Annotated in this window: 21 protein-coding genes; all 21 read left to right on the top strand. The window is 64.6% G+C overall.

What is annotated here, in order from left to right; all coding sequences use genetic code 11:
- Window positions 1–41 precede the first annotated feature (41 nt).
- Window positions 42–701 carry a lysozyme gene (locus GIW57_RS06740; protein WP_159054930.1) on the top strand — a complete coding sequence of 220 codons (660 nt, stop codon included), beginning with the start codon at window positions 42–44 and terminating at the stop codon, window positions 699–701.
- Complete coding sequence (locus GIW57_RS06735) at window positions 701–1,207, top strand: lysis system i-spanin subunit Rz (protein ID WP_236509583.1); 507 nt, start codon at window positions 701–703, stop codon at window positions 1,205–1,207. The genes GIW57_RS06740 and GIW57_RS06735 overlap by 1 nt, the downstream gene beginning before the upstream one ends.
- The gene (locus tag GIW57_RS06730) at window positions 1,204–1,521 is read left to right on the top strand and encodes a hypothetical protein (protein WP_008265891.1); all 318 of its coding nucleotides are present in this window, start codon (window positions 1,204–1,206) and stop codon (window positions 1,519–1,521) included. The genes GIW57_RS06735 and GIW57_RS06730 overlap by 4 nt, the downstream gene beginning before the upstream one ends.
- A complete protein-coding gene (locus GIW57_RS06725; RefSeq protein ID WP_236509577.1) occupies window positions 1,518–1,841 on the top strand; it encodes a hypothetical protein in 324 nt (107 codons plus the stop codon). The genes GIW57_RS06730 and GIW57_RS06725 overlap by 4 nt, the downstream gene beginning before the upstream one ends.
- Before the next feature lie 4 nt (window positions 1,842–1,845).
- Window positions 1,846–2,403: a DUF3486 family protein gene (locus GIW57_RS06720; RefSeq protein WP_065427937.1), complete on the top strand. Its 558-nt coding sequence runs from the start codon at window positions 1,846–1,848 to the stop codon at window positions 2,401–2,403.
- Entirely contained in the window at window positions 2,404–4,140 is a 1,737-nt protein-coding gene (locus GIW57_RS06715; RefSeq protein WP_236509575.1) for a hypothetical protein, read from the top strand.
- Complete coding sequence (locus tag GIW57_RS06710) at window positions 4,137–5,663, top strand: DUF935 family protein (RefSeq protein WP_236509574.1); 1,527 nt, start codon at window positions 4,137–4,139, stop codon at window positions 5,661–5,663. The genes GIW57_RS06715 and GIW57_RS06710 overlap by 4 nt, the downstream gene beginning before the upstream one ends.
- Window positions 5,664–5,666: 3 nt before the next feature.
- Window positions 5,667–6,944: a phage minor head protein gene (locus tag GIW57_RS06705; RefSeq protein WP_236509572.1), complete on the top strand. Its 1,278-nt coding sequence runs from the start codon at window positions 5,667–5,669 to the stop codon at window positions 6,942–6,944.
- Entirely contained in the window at window positions 6,944–7,513 is a 570-nt protein-coding gene (locus GIW57_RS06700) for a phage virion morphogenesis protein (RefSeq protein ID WP_236509570.1), read from the top strand. Before GIW57_RS06705 ends, GIW57_RS06700 begins: the two co-directional genes overlap by 1 nt.
- A gap of 296 nt (window positions 7,514–7,809) precedes the next feature.
- Entirely contained in the window at window positions 7,810–9,015 is a 1,206-nt protein-coding gene (locus GIW57_RS06695; RefSeq protein WP_236509568.1) for a hypothetical protein, read from the top strand.
- A 22-nt stretch (window positions 9,016–9,037) separates the two neighbouring features.
- Window positions 9,038–9,379, top strand: a complete 342-nt coding sequence (locus GIW57_RS06690) for a capsid cement protein (RefSeq protein ID WP_187362298.1) — start codon at window positions 9,038–9,040, stop codon at window positions 9,377–9,379.
- A 25-nt stretch (window positions 9,380–9,404) separates the two neighbouring features.
- Window positions 9,405–10,349, top strand: coding sequence for a hypothetical protein (locus GIW57_RS06685; RefSeq protein ID WP_201016745.1), 945 nt, complete (start codon window positions 9,405–9,407; stop codon window positions 10,347–10,349).
- Window positions 10,350–10,511: 162 nt separating this feature from the next.
- Window positions 10,512–10,994: a hypothetical protein gene (locus GIW57_RS06680; protein ID WP_236509566.1), complete on the top strand. Its 483-nt coding sequence runs from the start codon at window positions 10,512–10,514 to the stop codon at window positions 10,992–10,994.
- Between the two features lie 9 nt (window positions 10,995–11,003).
- Window positions 11,004–11,537, top strand: a complete 534-nt coding sequence (locus tag GIW57_RS06675) for a DUF1320 domain-containing protein (RefSeq protein WP_236509564.1) — start codon at window positions 11,004–11,006, stop codon at window positions 11,535–11,537.
- Window positions 11,534–12,010, top strand: a complete 477-nt coding sequence (locus GIW57_RS06670; protein WP_236509562.1) for a hypothetical protein — start codon at window positions 11,534–11,536, stop codon at window positions 12,008–12,010. Before GIW57_RS06675 ends, GIW57_RS06670 begins: the two co-directional genes overlap by 4 nt.
- Window positions 12,007–12,219 (top strand): hypothetical protein, encoded by a 213-nt coding sequence (locus tag GIW57_RS06665; RefSeq protein ID WP_111111879.1) that lies wholly within the window; start codon window positions 12,007–12,009, stop codon window positions 12,217–12,219. Before GIW57_RS06670 ends, GIW57_RS06665 begins: the two co-directional genes overlap by 4 nt.
- A 3-nt stretch (window positions 12,220–12,222) precedes the next feature.
- Window positions 12,223–12,978 carry a hypothetical protein gene (locus GIW57_RS06660; protein ID WP_180167700.1) on the top strand — a complete coding sequence of 252 codons (756 nt, stop codon included), beginning with the start codon at window positions 12,223–12,225 and terminating at the stop codon, window positions 12,976–12,978.
- Complete coding sequence (locus GIW57_RS06655) at window positions 12,978–13,487, top strand: DUF6631 family protein (protein ID WP_148239591.1); 510 nt, start codon at window positions 12,978–12,980, stop codon at window positions 13,485–13,487. Before GIW57_RS06660 ends, GIW57_RS06655 begins: the two co-directional genes overlap by 1 nt.
- 41 nt (window positions 13,488–13,528) lie before the next feature.
- Complete coding sequence (locus GIW57_RS06650; protein WP_153857040.1) at window positions 13,529–13,669, top strand: hypothetical protein; 141 nt, start codon at window positions 13,529–13,531, stop codon at window positions 13,667–13,669.
- Window positions 13,670–13,671: 2 nt separating this feature from the next.
- Entirely contained in the window at window positions 13,672–17,193 is a 3,522-nt protein-coding gene (locus GIW57_RS06645) for a phage tail length tape measure family protein (RefSeq protein WP_236509560.1), read from the top strand.
- A gap of 2 nt (window positions 17,194–17,195) precedes the next feature.
- On the top strand, window positions 17,196–18,173 hold the full coding sequence (locus tag GIW57_RS06640; protein ID WP_236509559.1) for a hypothetical protein: 978 nt from the start codon (window positions 17,196–17,198) through the stop codon (window positions 18,171–18,173).
- Window positions 18,174–18,175: the final 2 nt, after the last annotated feature.

Genomic DNA, 18,175 nt, shown 5'->3' with positions numbered 1-18,175 from the left:
GATGTTGATCGCAATGAAAGCCCACACTCTCACGCGCGCGCGTGAGGTTCCTCGAAACCAGTTTCAAAGACGACGATCAGTCAAAGACTGAAACTCTGCCCATCGGTTTGGTGTGCGCATGGCGCACCTGGCCGGCGGGCATCCTCGTCTGCCCGTCGGCCATCTTTCCCTGGAGATGGCGCATGGCAGCAGAGCAACCCGGTAACAAGGCACTGCCCATCGCGGGCGGAATGCTGGCAACCATGCTGGCGTTGCTGCTCGGGTTGGTGCAGCCCTTCGAGGGCTACTCGGCCCAGCCCTATCGTGATGTCGTCGGCAAGCTGACGGTCTGCTACGGCCATACGGCCAAGGTAGAACAGCGCACCTACACCCGCGCCGAATGCGAGCGTCTGCTCCAGTCGGACCTCGGCGTCGCCTGGAACACCGTGCAGAGTTGCATCAAGGTGCCGATGACGGACTACCAGGCGGCCGCCCTGACGTCGTTCGCCTTCAACGTCGGTCCGGGTGGTGCTGGCGTCAAGGACGGCCTGTGCACGCTGCGCAACGGTCAGCAGCCGCGGATCCGCGTCTACGCCAATCAAGGCCGCTGGGACCTCGCATGTGCCCAGCTGAGCAACTGGGCCAATGCCGGCGGCAAGTCCTATAAGGGATTGGAGCGCCGCCGTACCGCTGAGCGTGCGATGTGCGAGGGCCGGTACTGATGGTCCGCACCCTGACCGCAACGGTCGCCCTGCTGCTGGTGCTCCTGCTGGTCGCCATTGCCGCAGCACTTCTCTATCGCGGCAATGCCCTGGATGCGCAGGCCCGTGATACCAGGACGCAGCAGCGCGTGACCACGCTTCAATCGCAGCTGGAAAGCGAGCGCAGTGCTCGCGACACCGAGCATACCCAGGCCAGGGAAATGGCTCAGATCGGAGACGAACATGAAGATGATCGGGAGGCGTCCGCGTCCATCCCTGCTGCTGTTGTGGCTGACTTGCGCGCTGGCAATCTCCAGCTGCGCGACGACCTCGCCACCTGTCACACCGCCCGCCTGTCCCAAGCCGTCTCTGGCGCCGTCGAACGTGATGCGAGCGCCCAACTACGTCCAGAGGTTGCAGGCGCTGCTCTTCAAATCGTCACCGAAGCTGAAGACCACGTCCGCTCCTGCCAAAACGTCATCGGCGTCCTCACCGGACAGCGCCCTCCCGTCGAGACCAACCCATGATCGTTGAAGTACAGCCGCTCTACCTGGTGTGGTTCGCCGGCATCGGCATCACGCTGCTCGGCGGCCTGATCGCCGGCGGCCGCTGGTTGGTCAACCAACTGCAACAACGCACTGATCAGCAGCTGGCGATCCTGATCAACGACAGCAAGCGCTGGCGCGAGGTTGAGAGTCACCTCACCGACTTCCGGCTAGAAGTTGCGAAGGATTACGTCCGCCGCGAGGACTATGCCCGCGGACAGAGCGTCATCGAGGCAAAGCTCGATGCAGTGGCCTCGAAGATCACGAACATGCAAAGCAAGGGGAACACGCCGTGAGTCACGGAAATCAAGGCCCGGATCTGGGCAAGCTGCGCCGGGAGCAGCTGCGCTGGCTGATGCTGCTGGTGCTGGATCGCTCACGCCCCTATCCGATCGGTGAAGCGGTCCTGGCCGGCGCCGCCCAGGACATGTACCCGGATGCCACAGCGCTGGAGGTTCGCCGGGAGCTGGACTACCTGGGCACCCGTCGCCTGATCGACATCACCAAATCCCCTTCGGGGCCGTGGTCGGCTGAGCTGACGCGCCACGGTGTGGATATTGTCGAGTACAGCATCGACTGCGGGCCGGGCATCGCGCGCCCACCGAAGTACTGGTGATCCCATGCCTCCCGTGAGCAAGATCGACCTATTGCCGGCCGAGGTGCGCGACGAACTGGATCGGCGCCTGGTCGCCAATGCCTTCGGCGGCAGCATCTCGCTGTCCGAATGGCTCGGCGAGCAGGGCTATGAGATCAGCAAGACCACCGTCAACGAGCGGGCCAAGCGGCTCAAGCGCCGCCTGGCCTCGATCAGCGCCAGCACCGAAGCCATGAAGCTGGTGGCCGAGCAGGCGCCGGACAATGCCGCCGAGCGCGGCAGCGCGCTGATGGGCCTGCTGCAGACCGACCTGTTCGAAGCACTGCTGCAGTTTCAGGAGGCTGCCGACCAGGACGATGAGAGCATTTCCCCCGCCGATCGCATTGCGCTGTACAGCAAGGCGGCCAAGGCCATTGCCGAGCTGACCCGATCTTCCATCGTGCGAGAGAAATGGGCCGGCGAAATCCGCCAGAAGGCGCTGGTCGACGCGGCCAGCCGGGTCGAGGAGGCTGCACGGGCAAAGGGCCTAGACGCTGAGGGCGTGGAGTTCTGGCGCAACAAGGTGCTGCATGGAGTCGGCTAAGTGAGTGCACTGGGTCCCCTACCGGATACCGAGCGCGTCCTGGACTGGGATGAGCTGCCTGAGAGCGTGCGCTCGATCTCGGCCAACTTTGACCCCAGCAAGGCTGGCGTGCTGATGGCCCATCAGTCCGAATGGATCCGGATGCAGGAAGGGCTGGATATCGCGGTCTGCGAGAAGGGGCGTCGTACCGGCATCACCTTCGCCCAGGCGTTGAGCGACACCATCACCGCAGCCTCTGCCAAGGACGCCGGCGGCGACAACGTGTGGTACATGGCCGACACCAAGGAAAAGGGTCTGGAGTTCATCGGCTACGTGGCCAAGTTCGCGCCGATCATTGCCCAGGGCCAGGCGTCAAGGATTGAGCAGCACATCTTCCAGGACCAGCAACCCGATGGCACCAGTCGGCAGATCCAGGCGTTCCGGGTTCGCTTCGCCAGTGGTTTCCGTATCACGGCACTGTCCTCGCGCCCAGAGAACATCCACGGCCTGCAGGGTGTGGTCGACCTGGACGAAGCGGCGCTGCACAAGGATGTGGCCAAGGTGCTCGAGTCGGCCACCGCCCTGCTGATCTGGGGCGGCCGCATCCGCGTGTGGTCCACCCACCGCGGCAAGAAGAACCCGTTCAATCAGCTGGTGCAGGACGTCCAGGCCGGCCGCTACGGCAAGAAGGCCGGGGTCATCCGCATCAGCTTCGATGATGCGGTGTCCAACGGGCTGTACGAGCGGGTTTGCGCCATGCGCGGCAAGGTGGCCACCGCCGAAGGCAAGAAGGAGTGGTACACCGCCATCCGCTCGGCCTATGGCCCGCGCAAGGCCGCCATGCGCGAGGAACTGGACGTCATCCCGCGCGATGGCGATGGCTCGGCCATCCCCTCTGTCTGGATCGACCGGGCCATGCCCGAGGCCCGGCCAGTACTGCGCCTGGTCTTCGATGACGACTTCCCCAGGCGCTCGGAGAAGGAACGCGAGATCTGGTGCGCGGTCTGGATCGCCACCACACTGCTGCCGACGCTACGCGCGGCGATCGCCGGCTTCACCGGGCGCTGGGCGATCGGCATGGACTTCGCGCGCCACCGTCACTTTTCCGTGATCACCCCGGCCAAGGTTGGCCAGGATCTGCGGCGGGACGTGCCATTCCTGATCGAGATGGCCAATGCGCCCACCCGCCAGCAGGAGCAGATCCTGTGGGCGCTGCTGGACGCGCTGAAGGAAGGATTCCCTGGGCGCTGGTCGTTCGCTGGCGACGCCACAGGCCCGGGCCAGACCTTGATGGAATACACCGGCGACCGCTACGGCCGGGCCGAGCTCGATGCGGAGACGGGGCGATACAGCGGCGGCCCGATCCATGAGGTCACCCTGTCGCGGCCGTGGTACGCCGAATGGATGCCCAAGTACATCGCGTTGTTCGAAGACGGCTTCATCAGCCTTCCCAGGGACGCGTCCCTGGAAGACGACCACCGCGCGGTGGAGTACGTCGACGGCATCCCGATGGTGCCGCGTCTGGAACGGAAGGACCTTCAGGAACCTGATCTGATTCGTCACGGCGACGGTGCGATCGCCGGCGCCCTGATGCAGTTTGCAGCGCTCAACCACGTCACCTCGGTGCCCATTGAGTTCCAGGCGGCCGGCGCTCGCGCCTACATCGGCGATGGCCGGGCTGACGGCGTGGCCACCGTCGTGACCGATGATGCCTTCGGCACCGTCAGCGGCGGCAATGATTTTGGAGGATTCGTATGACCATCGCCCGCCCAGAGATCGGCCGCGAGATTGCCACCACCGCCGATGGCATCGACATTACCCGTGGCTACACCGGGCCACTGCTGCTGCCCTTCGATAGCGTGCTGCGCAATCGGGGCGGCTATGACCTGCAGATCTACGAGCAGGTGCTGTCCGATCCGGAGGTGAAAACCACCTTCGGCTCGCGCCAGGATTCGGTGGTGGCCTGCGAATGGCAGGTGGAGCCTGGCGGCGAGAAGCGCATCGACCGCCAGGCGGCAGAGTATCTGCAGGAGCAGCTGCACGGGATCGGCTGGGACAACGTTACCCGCAAGATGCTGTTTGGCGTGTTCTATGGCTATGGCGTGGCCGAGATCCTGTACAAGGTCGACGGCACCCGCATCGGCCTTGAGGCGATCAAGGTCCGCAATCGCCGACGCTTCCGCTATGGCAAGGAAGGCGATCTGCGCCTGCTCACCCAGATGCAGATGACGGAGGGCGTGCCGGCGCTCGCGCCGTACTTCTGGAACTTCTGTTCGGGTGCTGACCATGACGATGAGCCCTACGGCCTGGGCCTGGCGCACTGGCTGTACTGGCCGGTGCTGTTCAAGCGCAATGGCCTCAAGTTCTGGCTGATCTTTCTGGAGAAGTTCGGCATGCCCACCGCAGTGGGCAAGTACGACACCGAGGCAACCGATCCTGAGAAGGCCAAGCTGCTGCAGGCCACCCGCGCGATCCAGACCGACAGCGGCATCATCATGCCCAAGGGCATGGAGCTGGCGCTGCTGGAGGCCGGGCGCAGTGGCACGGCCGACTACAAGGCCCTGCAGGATTACATGGATGCCACGATCCAGAAGGTCGTGCTGGGCCAGACTGCCAGCACCCAAGGCACACCCGGCAAGCTGGGCAACGACCAGCTGCAGCGGGAGGTGCGCCGCGACATCATCACCTCCGATGCCGACCTGGTGTGCGAGTCCTTCAACAAGGGGCCGGCGCGCTGGCTCACCGAATGGAACTTCCCCGGCGCGGCCATCCCACGGGTCTACCGCGTCACGGAAGAGCCGGAGGATCTGGACGCCACCGCCAGCCGTGACAAGAAGATCCTCGACCTGGGCTACAAGCCCAAGCAGGTCTACATGGACCAGACCTATGGGGACAACTACGAGCCGGCCCAGGCGCAGCAGGAGCCGCCTGTGGGGCCGACGGCGATCGATGGCGCCCAGTTCGCCGATGCAGGCGGTGCGGTGGTCAGCTTGCTGCGCCGACACTATCCGGCGGCCTTTGCCGACAGCACCCCAAAGGCGCCTGATCCTGCCGTCGGCCTGGGCCGGCAGCTTGATCGGAAGCTATCGCCCATTGGCAGTGGCTGGGTGGAGCAGATCCGCCAGCTGGTCGATGAGGTCGATTCGCTGGAGGAGCTGCGCGACCGGCTGTTCGAGCTTCATCCGAACATGACCCTGGACGACTACGCCTCGGTGATGGCCGATGCGATGACGGCAGCGACGCTGGCCGGCCGTACCGACGTCCAGGGCGCGGGAGACTGATCAATGGCAGGCGTTGCTTACGCTCAACTGCCGTTCCAGGAGCAGATCGAGTTCTTCCGCCGCAAGAAGAACGTGCTCACCGAGAGCTACCTGGACGTATGGGAGGCCGAGCACGACACCAGCTTCATGGTGGCTGGCGCCAACCGTGATGCACTGTTGGCCGACTTCCGGCAGTCCATCGACCGTGTCATCGCCGAAGGCCGCACGCTGGAGCAGTTCCGCGAAGACTTCGATCGGATCGTGGCCACGCACGGCTGGGACTACAAGGGCGGTCGGAACTGGCGCTCGCGGGTGATCTACGAGACCAACCTGCGCCAGAGCTACAACGCCGGGCGCTGGGCCCAGCTGCAACAGCTGATCAAGGTGCGGCCATTCTGGCGTTACAACCACAACGATGCCGTCGAGCACCCTCGGCCGCTGCACGTGTCCTGGAATGGCCTGGTGCTGCGCCATGACGATCCGTGGTGGCGCTACCACTATCCGGCCAACGGCTGGGGCTGCCAGTGCTATGTCGATGCGCTCAACGAGCGCGACCTGCGCCGCTTGGGCAAGGACGGCCCCGACACGGCGCCAGAGATCGTGATGCAGTCGGTGATGGTCGGGCAGCGCAGTCCCGGTGGGCCGCGCACGGTGTTGACGCCGGCAGGCGTCGATCCTGGCTTCGGCTACGCGCCAGGTGCTACGGCCGATCACTGGCCCAGTGGCCGTGGTGGTCCGGCAACACCGCCATCGCTGACCGGGCAACTGACCTCCGCCCTGCAGAATGCACTGGAGACGGGCGCGCTGCTGCCAGCGGCGCCCGCTGCGACCAGTGCCGCCCAGGCCTTGGCGCGGCCGCGCGCCAAGGATGCGCTGCAGGCCGGCTATGCCAGCTGGCTGGCCAGCATTGATGCCGATGCTGCTCACGCTGCCCGCTACCTGGCCGGCGCACTATCTCCCGCGCTGGTTTCGCAGCTCCAGCGTGCCGCCGTCCGCCCAGCGACAGCCGCCTTTGCAGTGTTGGCTGAGCAGCTCCCCATCACTCGGCCTGGCGCGGTCGCCATCGCCGCAGCCGAGCTGCCTATCCGCCTGCTCGATGCAGTGGCCATCCTATTGGACGTGGCCGCAGGCCACCTGCGGTATGTCCTTGCGGTGGGGCGTCCGGCCTTCATGGTGGTCGACGTGGCCATCTCGGAAACGGGCGTCAGCACCATCCAGCCCCAGCTGCAGATGCTGATGCCTTCTGATCTCAAGCGCAGCGTCGCCGATGGCACGCTGCAGCTGCTGCAGGGAGCACTCTGATGGCGCAGCTCGAAGTCACCCTGGATTCGGCAACACCTGCGCTGGCTGATGCGCTGCGCCAGCTGGAAGGCGAAGCCCGGCAACTGATCCTGAGAGACTGGGGCGAGTACCTGCTGAGGTCGACACGCGAGCGAGCCAAAAAGGAGCGTGATCCGACCGGACAGCGATGGCGTGCACTGGAGCCAAGCTACAAGCGCTGGAAGCAGAAGAAGCGCCCTGGCGTCCCGATTCTGAAGTTTGACTTCCACATGCTCGGCGACATGGCATCGTGGCAAACGGATGGGAATGAGGCCGTCCTGGTTGGCACCAATGCGCCCTATGGCGCCATCCATCAGTTCGGCGGCACCATCCGTCACGCGGCGCGCCCGGCCAAGATCCACCTGAAGACTGGCAAAGGCGGTAGCCGGTTCGTCAAAGCCAATCGCAAGAATGCGCGCTACAAACGCTCGATCACGATGCCCGCTTATACGAACACCATCGCTGCTCGCCCTTGGCTTGGCGTCAGTCGCGAGGATGAGAAAGAGCTGCTGGATATCGCTCAAGATCACGTGAGCGGCACCTTCAGGTAGCTCGCGCATAAGCGGCGCTCTGCGCGCTGCTGTAGGCGCGCTGCCACACTCGGGCGTCACCCATAGCCTCTTGGTGTCTGACACGCCTCTGCGGCCGATACTGGCACCTGTTTCCACGTAGGGCGATCAACGCACGCGCAACGCGCATCAGTGGTTGAAATTCTCTGCAGCGCACCGTCCCAAGACGTGAGACGGTACTGCGGGAAAAAGGAGGGCATGAGCCAGTCCGCTGCCGCCCTCGAAAGTTGGAAACCAGTTTCAAAGACAGCGATCTCTGGCGCGGGAAAACTGGCGGCATGAACCAGCCCGCCGCCACCCTGCAGATCTTCAAAGCCGGCACGCATATTGCCGAAGACGGCCGCACGCTGACATTCAGCGACGCGGATGTGCAGCAGATCGCCGACAGCTACGACCCAGCGCTGCATGAAGCGCCCATCGTGGTGGGCCATCCCAAGACCGACGATCCGGCCTATGGCTGGGGCAAAGCGCTTCAGGCCAAGGACGGCCTCCTGATGGCTGAACCGCACCAGGTTGATCCTGCCTTCGCGGAGCTGGCCAACAACGGCCGCTTCAAGAAAATCAGCGCCTCCATCTTCATGCCCGATTCGCCAGGCAACCCGACGCCGGGCAAGTACTACCTGCGCCACATCGGCTTCCTGGGCGCGCAGCCGCCGGCAGTGAAAGGCCTCAAGTCGGCCTCGTTCGCCGAAGGCGATGACGCTGCCTGCTTTGCCATGTCGCTGGCCCCGCTGGGCTGGACGTTGACGGATCTGTTCCGCCGCTTCCGCGACTGGCTGATCGATACCCAAGGTCTGGAGACAGCCGACCAGGTCATTCCGGACTGGCAGATCCGCGGCATCGAGAGCAGCACACGCGATGACGACAACTCGCGTACGTCGGCCCTCTTCGCCTCGCCATTGCTCACCCAGTTCCCGCGCAGCGCCCACGGTGCACCTGCGCCCGTCCAGGCACCGCCTCCCACTCGTGAACAGGTCAAATCGGAGATCGACCCCATGTCCCAGCAGAACAACGCCGAGCACACGCAGCGTCAGCAGCAGCTCGACCAGCAGGCTTCCACCCTGGACGCTCGCGAGAAGGCCCTCGCCGCCCGTGAACAGGCCGCGCGACGCGAAGACGCAGTGGCGTTCGCCGAAGGCCTGGTCAAGGAAGGCAAGCTGCTGCCGCGCCAGCAGCCGGCCGTGGTGGAACTGCTGCTGGCTCAGCCCAATGGCAAGGAGCCGCTGAACTTCGCCGAGGGTGAAACGACGGTGTCCAAGCCGGCCGAATCGGTGCTGCGCGAATTGCTCACCAGCCTGCCCAAGGCGGTGGACTTCAGTGAGAAGTCTGGCGGCGACGCACCCAGCACAGCCGCGAATTTCGCTGCCCCTCCTGGGACGCATGTCGACGCCGGCCGCGCGGATCTGTTCAACAAGGCCAAGGCCTATCAGCAGCAGCACCCCGGCACGTCCTGGGCGGCTGCGGTCGCCGCGGTCGGCGGCTGACCTTCCCATCCAGGAGCCCACCATGTCCCAGAACATCGCTCTGCTCACGCTGTCCGTGCAGGCCACAGCAGCACTCACCCACAACCGCTTCGTCTCGCCGTCTGGTGGCGTCGCCGCTGCCGGCGGCAACGCCTATGGCGTCACGCGCTCAGATGCAGTGATCGGACAACTCGCTCCGGTTGACGTACTGGGCACGACCCAGGTGACCGCGGGTGCCGCCATTGCTGCGGGCGCTGCCATTGAGGTTGGCGCTGACGGCAAGGCCGTCACGGCTGACGCGGGCAAGGTCGTTGCCCGCGCCGCCCCCGGCGCCACAGCGGTCGCTGACGGTGACGTCCTCGAAGTGATCCTCATCCCGAACTGACCGGCTAGCGCCGCAGGAGATTTACATGTCCGCACAGATGACCCCCGGCCAGGTTCGTGTCGTTGACCCGATCCTTTCCGAGCACGCCCGTGGCTACCGTCAGGCGCAGCTCGTGGCCACCGCGCTGTTCCCCTTCGCCGACGTCGCCGCCTATGGCGGCCAGGTGATCGAGTTCGGCAAGGAATCCTTCAAGATCTACAACGCCAAGCGTGCCCCCGGTGCCAACACCAAGCGCATCCGCTTCGGCTATGAGGGCAAGCCGTACGCCATCGTCCCGAGCGCACTGGAAGCGCCGGTGCCGCGTGAACACATGCGAGATGCGAGCCAGGTGCCGGGGATCAACCTGAGCACCCGGGCCGTGAACATCGTGCTGCGCTCGCTGCTGCTGGAATATGAGGTGGACAGCGCCAAGATCGCCACCAATGCAGCCAACTACGACAACGACCACAAAGTCGCGCTGGCTGGCAACAACGTGTGGTCCAACGCCGCCTCCAATCCGGCGCAGGATGTGGAAACCGGCAAGGAAGCGGTGCGAGACAGCATCGGCCTGTATCCCAACACCATGCTGTTGTCTGCCAAGGCGTTCAAGCAGCTCAAGCAGCATCCGAAGCTGATTGATCGCTCGGCCAGCACCGGCATTCGCAAGGTCACCCTGGATCTGCTCAAGCAGGTTTTCGAGATCGACAACATTGTCGTCGGCGGAGGCGTGGTGGCCGATGACAATGGCGCATTCGGTGATGTATGGGGTAATTCGGCTGTTCTCGCCTACGTCAGCCCGGGCGCTGACGTGAACGCCAACGTCGAGGAGCCTAGCTATGGCTATGGCTATCGCATCGAAGGCATGCCCCTGGTCGAAGTTCCCTACTGGGACAACAGCGCCAAGAGCTGGATCTATGGGGTCAGCAACGATGCCACCCCGGTCCTGGCCGGCATGGCCGCCGGCTATCTGATCAGCGGTGCAGGCAACTAATGACTGGCGTCGGCGAAGGATAGTCGGCGTAGTTGCCGCTTTACCCGTACAACCCAGCGAGCGGCAGCACCAGGCGAACGCGGGACCTGGCCGTGCGAAGCACAGCAAAACCATGCGTGACAGCCGGAGAGCACGGCACCACACCTATTCGGAGATCTCGTCGTGGCCAAGCCCCGCACCGCACCGCCCAGCGCACCCAAGACCGTCCAGGACGACAAGCCGGCCGATGCGCCGGCGGTCACGGAAGAGAAGGCGGCCGACGCGTCGCCGGTAAAGGACGGTTCGGTGCCGGAGGAAGGCCGCGGCGAACCAGAGTCCGCCTCGTCGGCCGTCTCCGCAGCCAATGGAGCCGCAGTGGACCAGGCCCAGGGCGGTCAGGCAGCGGCTGATCAGGACGTCGGCAACGGAGCGGAAGCGTTTGCGCCTGATGCTGCGTCTCTCGATGCTGCTGCATCTGCTACCGCCACAGCTGGTGACGATGATGCGCCGAGCACTTGGTGCTTCGAAGTGCTCAGCCCGTTCAAGCACAACGGCGTGGTCATCAAGCCGCCGGCATGGATCGAGATGACCTGGGACGAGGCCAAGGACTACCAGGATGCTGGCGTCCTCGGTGACGAACCGGCCGCTCCGGAAGAGCTGGAGTAACTGGCCGTCATGTCCTACTGCACGCTCGCCTTGCTGTCGGCGGCCAAGCTCGCCCAGGAACTGGCGCAGGTGGCCACGCCGGAGCGCTATCCGATCGTGGACGATGCGCTGATGGATGCCACGCTGCTCGGCGGCGATCGCAGCGCCTTCGACCCAGCCGACGTGGCAATTGCCGATGAGGCGGCCGCGCACGTGCAGCGTGCCCTGGATGACGCCGATAGCCTGATCAACGGCTACCTGGTCATGCGCAAGCCCAAGCCCTATCCGGTGCCGCTGCCGACGCCGGTACCGGGCATCGTGTCCACCTGGGCGCGTTGGATTGCGCGCTACCTGCTGCACAAGGATCGGGTCAACACCGAGGAGCGCACCGATCCGGTGGTGCGCGACTACAAGGAAGCACTGCGCTTTCTGGAACTGGTACGCGATGGCAAGTTCAGCCTCGGCGCCGACGACCCGCTGCCTGCGCCCAGTGGCGGCGCGCCCGAGGTCTGTGCACCGCCGCGGGAGTTCAGCCACCGCACCCTGCAGGACTACGGCCGGTGAGCACGCAGCCCTTCGACATTGGCCTGGTGCGCGATCGCATCCGTCAGGGCGTCAGCGACAAGGAACTGCGTCAGGTGCAGGGCAGCGCCGACTACGCCGCCGTCCAGGCGCTGCGCGACTTCCCTGCGCCGTGCTGCTACGTGCTGCTGGCCCGCGAGATGCCGTTGGAGACCAAGACCGGCGCTTCGCTTCCCGGCCAGCAGACGCGCCTGGCGCAGTTGGTCGAAGTGAACTTCGCGGTAGTGACCGTGTGCCGCAACTACCGCGAACAGCGCGGCGGCCAGGTGATCGATGAGCTCCGGATCCTGCTGGGCAAGGTTCGCCAACCCCTGCTGGGCTGGACGCCGCCCATTGCCGGTGGCCGTGCCTGCCAGCTCATCGAGGGCAACCTGGAGGACTACGACGCCGCTACCGCCCTGTGGGTCGACGTATGGAAGACCCAAGCCCTTCTTCAACCTGAGATCCCGCGATGACCACCCAGAAATACACGATCAAGAAGCCGGGCCTGACGCTGTCGCGCAAGCCCATTGCCGCCGGCGAAACAGTCGAGGTTCCCGCCGACCTTGTGCCCTGGGCAGTCGAACGCGGCTTCATCGACGCCCCCGAGACTGATTCTTCCCCCAACACGTCGCGCAAGGCCAGTGGCCAGCCGACCACTGCCAGCGCCCAGGAGGCGAAGTAAGCCATGTCCGAGACCGAATATTTCTCCCTGCAGGGACGTGTGTACCTGGGCCTGCGCAATCCCGACGGCAGCCGCGCACCAGCGCGCTGGGCGTACGACGCCAGCGTCCTGGAGCTGACCATGTCCAGCACCCGTGAAACCAAGAAGGAGAGCTGGTCGGGTGTGCGCGGTGTGGGCGCTACCATGACCACCGAGCGCAACCTCGGCGTCAATCTGACCCTGGGCCAGCTCAACACCGATCACCTGGCGCTGGCCACCGACGGCACCCGCATGGAGCTGGCTGCCGGCTCAGCGGCCAACGAGGCCATTGGCACGGTCAAGCCGGGTGACGTGGTCGCACTGGAGTATGCGGCGATCAGCGCGCTGGTACTGGAAGGGGGCACCCCGGCCGCGCCGCTGGTGCTGGACACTGACTACACCGTCAACCTGACCACCGGCATCATCACTTTCCTCACGGCCAAGACGGCGGTGGTGGCCAAGACGTACGAGTACGCTGCGCACAGCCTGGTAAAGGTCTTTGAAAGCACCAAGTCCGAGTACTACGTGCTCTTCGACGGCGTCAACAGCGTTGACGGCACCACGATGCGCTTCCGCGGCGAGGTGCACCGCGTCACCTTCCCGGCGTCGGAAACGCTGTCGCTGATCAATGACACCTTCGGTGAGATTGCGCTCACCGGCGAGGCCAAGATCGACCCGGTACGACAGGCCGATCCGCGCTTCGGCCTGTATGCCCGCGCCCTGCTGGTGGATGCAGCCTGATGGCCAAGGTGATCGGCAATGTCGGTCAGCAGTCCTCCGGATCCGGCACTACGGATCCGGGGGCCGTAGCCGGTGAGCTGGACGTGCTGGCCGGACAGCAGCAGGGGCAGCTCGGCGGAAAGACCATCACAGTGCGCGAGTACGGCTTCTTTGAGGCCGCTCGCATTCTGCAGACCGCCGCGCCACTGGTTGGGGATCTGCAGCCGCTGTTCGAGGGCGCCGATCCGCCTTCCATGCTGCAGGTGATGGATGCACTTATGTCCCACCCGGATCTGATCCGGCATCTACTGGCATGCTCGATCGCAGCGCCGCCGGCTGATGCCAAGGACCACGCAGCCGAGGTGCGGGAGCAGGAAGCGTGGCTGGAGACGCTCAACGAAACCGACGGCGAACAGATGCTGCTGTTGTGGTGGCAGGCCAATAGCAGTTTTTTTCTCCGCCGCCTGCTCCGAAACGCCGTCAGTCAAAAGGCACTCCCGTCGGTTACGGACGCGTCTTCACCGACCTGATCAACGCTGGCTACGGCCGCAGCTTTGGCGATATCGGTCGCATGACCAAGCGCCAGATATCCCTCGCCTGGGAGCACGTCCAGGCTCAGCAGCGGCGGGCACGGCGGGAGCGCATTACCGACGCCAACGCTGCGTATGCCGGCGGTAATTCGATGACCACCTTGCTGAAGGATCTGAAATAACAATGGCTTCCTCGCGCAACCTCGAACTGGCGATGCGTATCGCCCTGGACATCGAGCAGGTGCGCCAGGCGCTGCCAGTGGTCCAGAAGGGGCTCGCCTCGGTCAAGGGTGCCGGCCAGGATGCCGGCGCCGGCCTGGGCGACGTCACGAAAGAGGCGAAGAAGGCCGCTGATGCCTTGGATCGGGCCGCCCGCAGCAGCTCCGCCTCGGGCAGCCAAATGGAGGATGCTGGCCAGAAGGCGGCCGCCGGCGCGGCGGGCATGGCCACGGCAGGAGAATCAGCCAAGGCCATGTCGGCGGATGTGGCCACCGCCGCAGATCGCGTCCGAACGTCCGGCGCGGCAGTGCAGAAAACAGTGGCCGATGAGATCCGCCTCATCTCCGAGCTCGATGCACGTCTGGAGCGCGGCGCGGCGAGCATGTCCGATCTGGCCGACACCGAGGCGATGCTTGATCGGGTGATGGCGCGCGGCCTGATCACCACCGAGGACTACAACAGCGCGCTCAAGGCGCTGGATAAGCAGGAAGCAGGCCTGGCTCGGTCGGAGCAACAGCGCCAGCGTGCTGTTGAGGGCGCCCTAGGGCGCTATGACAGTGCATCGGTAAAGCTGCAGAAGCTGGAACGGGACGAGCAGGAGCTCAAGGCGGCGGTGGATGCCGGCCGCATCAGCCGCGAACAGTACAACCGTGCCCTGACGGGCATTAATGTCCAACGTAACGCCGTCAAAGTTGCCGAAGCGAACAGCCGCAGCCTGGGCGCCGGGGCGATCTCGGCCGGCCAGTACCAGATGGCCATGCGCCAGCTGCCGGCGCAGATCACCGATATCACCACCAGCATCGTCAGCGGCATGCCGATCTGGATGGTGGCCATCCAGCAGGGTGGCCAGCTGAAGGATTCCTTCGGCGGCGTGGTCCCGGCCGCGCGCGCGCTCACCAGTGCGCTCAATCCCACGGTGGTCGTCCTGGGCGGTGTGGCCGCCGGACTGGGTGTTGTTGGCTTTGCCGCGCTGCAGGGCTACAAGCAGCTGCGAGCCTTCGACGCCGCTGTGATCTCGACCGGCCATTCACTTGGTGTGTCCAGTGGACAGCTCTATGCCCAAGCGAATGCCGTCGGTGCGGTCACTGGCGAATACTCAGATGCAACGGCAGCCGCGCAGCAACTTGCGGCCAGCGGGAAGCTGACGGCCAACACGCTATCCACTGCAATCAGTGTCGCAGTCAACCTGGCCAAGCTCACAGGTGAGTCGATCGAAGGCACCACCGCAAAGGTGGTGGAGGTGTCCAAGGCTCCTTCGGCTACGTTGGCCAAGCTCAACGAGCAGTACCACTTCCTCACCGCAGCGGTGTACGAACAAGTTCGAGCGCTCGAGGACCAGGGCAAGGCGACCGATGCCGCCAAGGCCGCGCTCGAGGCGATTGCCAATGTCAGTGACCAGCGCGTCAAAGAAATGGAGTCGCGGGCGGGCTATCTGGAGCAGGCATGGGATGCAGTGGCCCGTACGCTCAAGAGGGTCTGGCAAGGGCTGAAGGACATTGGCCGCACCGACTCCGAGGCGATGCTCCGCGCGGAGACCGCGGCGATGCGCGGTACGACCGAGCAGCTGCAGCAGGCGCTGAGGAACGGCAATGCCCCAGCAATCGGCTACTACTACGACCAGCAGATCAAGCAGATCGACCGGCTCCGCAAGGCGCAGGCCGCCTACGATCGTGACGTCAATGCCGCCGAGAGCGCCGGCCAGGCCCAGCGGATCCAGGATGCCGGCGTCGACGCGGCCAAGGCGATAGCCTCAGGTCTCGAAGAGGGTGCCAGCAAGGCGGAGAAGCTGAAGAAGGCAACCGAAGAGGTTGCCAAGCAGTTCCGCGAGTTGCGCAAGGCCAATCCAGGAAGCGACCTCCTCAAGGGTGTCAGCTTCGGCGACGACGGTAGCGTCAGCGGCGGCGCCTATGACAAGCGGATTGCCCAGCTGCAGGAGAAGTTCAAAGAGCGCACTCGAAAGACCCCGAAGACCGAGAGCCAGAAAGATGAGACCGCGGCACAGCGGGAGCTGGAGCGACTCAAACAGCAGATCGATCTGGTCGGAACCCTGGATGAAACGCGCAAGAAGGCAACCGAGACCGCCCGCATCCAGGCGGCCATTGCCGAGGGCAATTTCCAGAACGCTTCGGCGAAGACCAAGCAGGAGCTGCTGGACGAAGCCAAGAGGCTGGATCTGGCCAACCTCCGGGTCGAAGCCGACCGCAAGATGCTGGACATCCGTGATCGCATTGCGGCCCTGCAAGGACGTGGTCCCGATGCAGAGTTGGCCAAGACCACGCGCGAGCTGACGAAGCTGAAGGAAGAGCTGGAGGCTGCCGGACGGTCTGCTGATGCTGCAGATGTTGCCAAGCTCCTCAACCTGAGCAAGGCCAGCACTGATCTGAAGAACCTTCAGGAAACCTACAACCAGGTCATGGCCGGCATCGCGCTGGGCCAGCAAAGAATCCAAGTGGAGCTGGAAGCAGGCTTGATCACGCAAGCCGACGCACAGCAACGCGTGGTGGACCTGTATCAGAAGCAGAGCTCGGCCTTGGGGGATCTTGTTCCACAGATGCGAGCAGCGGCAACAGCACTGGGAACGCCGGAAGCAATCGCCGCAGTCGATCAGATCGACCTGAAGCTCAAGGAGATGGTTCAGACCACGAACCTGCTTCAGCAAACCGTTAGGACCACGCTTCAGACCGGCTTCAAAGAAGCCTTCATGTCGCTGGCCAATGGAAGCGCTTCGTTGACCGACGCGGTGCGCGGGTTTTTCCTGTCCGTCTCCAGCGGCTTGGCTGAGTTTGTGGCCGATCAATGGTCACAGGCCTTGGCCAATCGAATCACCTCAATGGTGTTCGACAAGGGCGTGGACGTCGGCGCCGATGCAGCAGCTGCAGCCGCCACCCAGGCGTCGGCGGCGGCCCTTTCGAGTGCTGCTGCAGGCGTTACCGCCGGCGCCGCGGCAGTTACCACGAGCGCGGCCGCTCTTAATACCTCTGGTTCCGGCCTGATCACCGGAGCATCCGCAGTGACGGCAGCGGCCATCCAGATGCAGGCTGCCGCACAGGCAATGGCCGCAGCGTCTGCTGTGAAAGCGGCTGCAAGCTACGCGGTCGGCGGTTACACCGGCCCCGGCAGCAAGTATCAGGAGGCCGGCACGGTCCACGCGGGTGAATTCGTCCATCGCCAGGAAGTGGTGCGCCAGCCTGGTGCCCTGGCGTTCCTCTATGACTTCAATCGGGTGGGTATGGCAGCGCTTGAACGATGGCGCGGTTATGCCGACGGAGGACATGTGGCAGCGCTGCCCACGCTGCAGCGGTCCCCCGTGTTCACCAGCGCAGCTTCGGCGCCGCCGAGCACTGCCGCGCAGTTGGGCCTGCGCGTAATCAACCAGGTGTCGCCAGAGCTGTTCGGCGAATACCTGGACGACCCGGGCAGCGACACCACCGTCATCAACAAGATCAACCGCAACTCTGCGGCGATCCGCCAAGTACTGGGACTCTGAACATGGCCTGGGCAACCGACACCGCAGCCAATATCACCGACCTCATGGCCCGCCTCCGGGATTTCCTGACCACCAACGCGGCCCTGGTGGCAGCGAACCAGCAGTGGCAGGTGGTGGGCGGCGTGGCCAGCGGCCCGATCGCGGCCAACGATTTCGTGTCACTGAAGGGCCGTGGGCTCTCCGGAGAGGATGAGATCTACGTGTCACTGCAGGCGTGGGTAGTGCCGGCCAGCAACTACTACAACATGCGCATGCGCGGCCACACGGCGTACAACCCGGATCTCCCAGGCATCCTCACGCAGCCCGGTGCGAACTCGAACTACGTGTCGATCCTGGGCGTCAATTCACCGATCAAATACTGGTTTATTGCCAACGGCCGCTGCTTCAAGGTGATCACCCGCATCAACGGGCGCTATGACGCTCTGTATGCTGGGTTCATCCTGCCGGAGCACCTGCCGGGCGACTGGAGCTACCCGCTTTTCATCGGTGGCTCTTTCTTGGGCAGTAACGGTGTAGCGTCGCTGGATACCTACGGCCACTCCAATTTCTGGAATGCGATCGCGGACGGACAGAGCAACGACTCGTTGAGTCAAGGCTATCTCTTCACGCCGATGCAGGCGTGGCTGCCCGTTCGTAATGGGTACACCACCACGTACATGGCCACGGGCCGCATCACCATGCCCTGGAACCCATATGTGGGTAACCAGAACCTCCGCAGCTGCCTGGATGGTCAGCGCTGGCTACAGCGCGGTCAGCTTATGGCGGTGGGCTGGACCTCGGGCAGCGTTGATCGCGGGTCGCGCGTCAGCGAGGTCCCGGAGGGCGGTCAGTTCTACGGCAGCTTTGATGGCGTCTTCTACACACCGGCCTTCGGTGCCACAGCTGAACAGATCGCTACGGTCAACGGGGTTGACCATCTGCTGGTCCCCAATGTCTATCGAACAGGCGACGGGCAGTACGCCGCATTTGCTCTGGAGTAAGA

The sequence above is a fragment of the Stenotrophomonas sp. PA-6-5C genome (assembly GCF_021605635.1).
GTDB lineage: Bacteria > Pseudomonadota > Gammaproteobacteria > Xanthomonadales > Xanthomonadaceae > Stenotrophomonas > Stenotrophomonas lactitubi.
The sequence above is the reverse complement of the archived record's forward strand: the minus strand, read 5'-3'. Positions and strand labels throughout refer to the sequence as shown.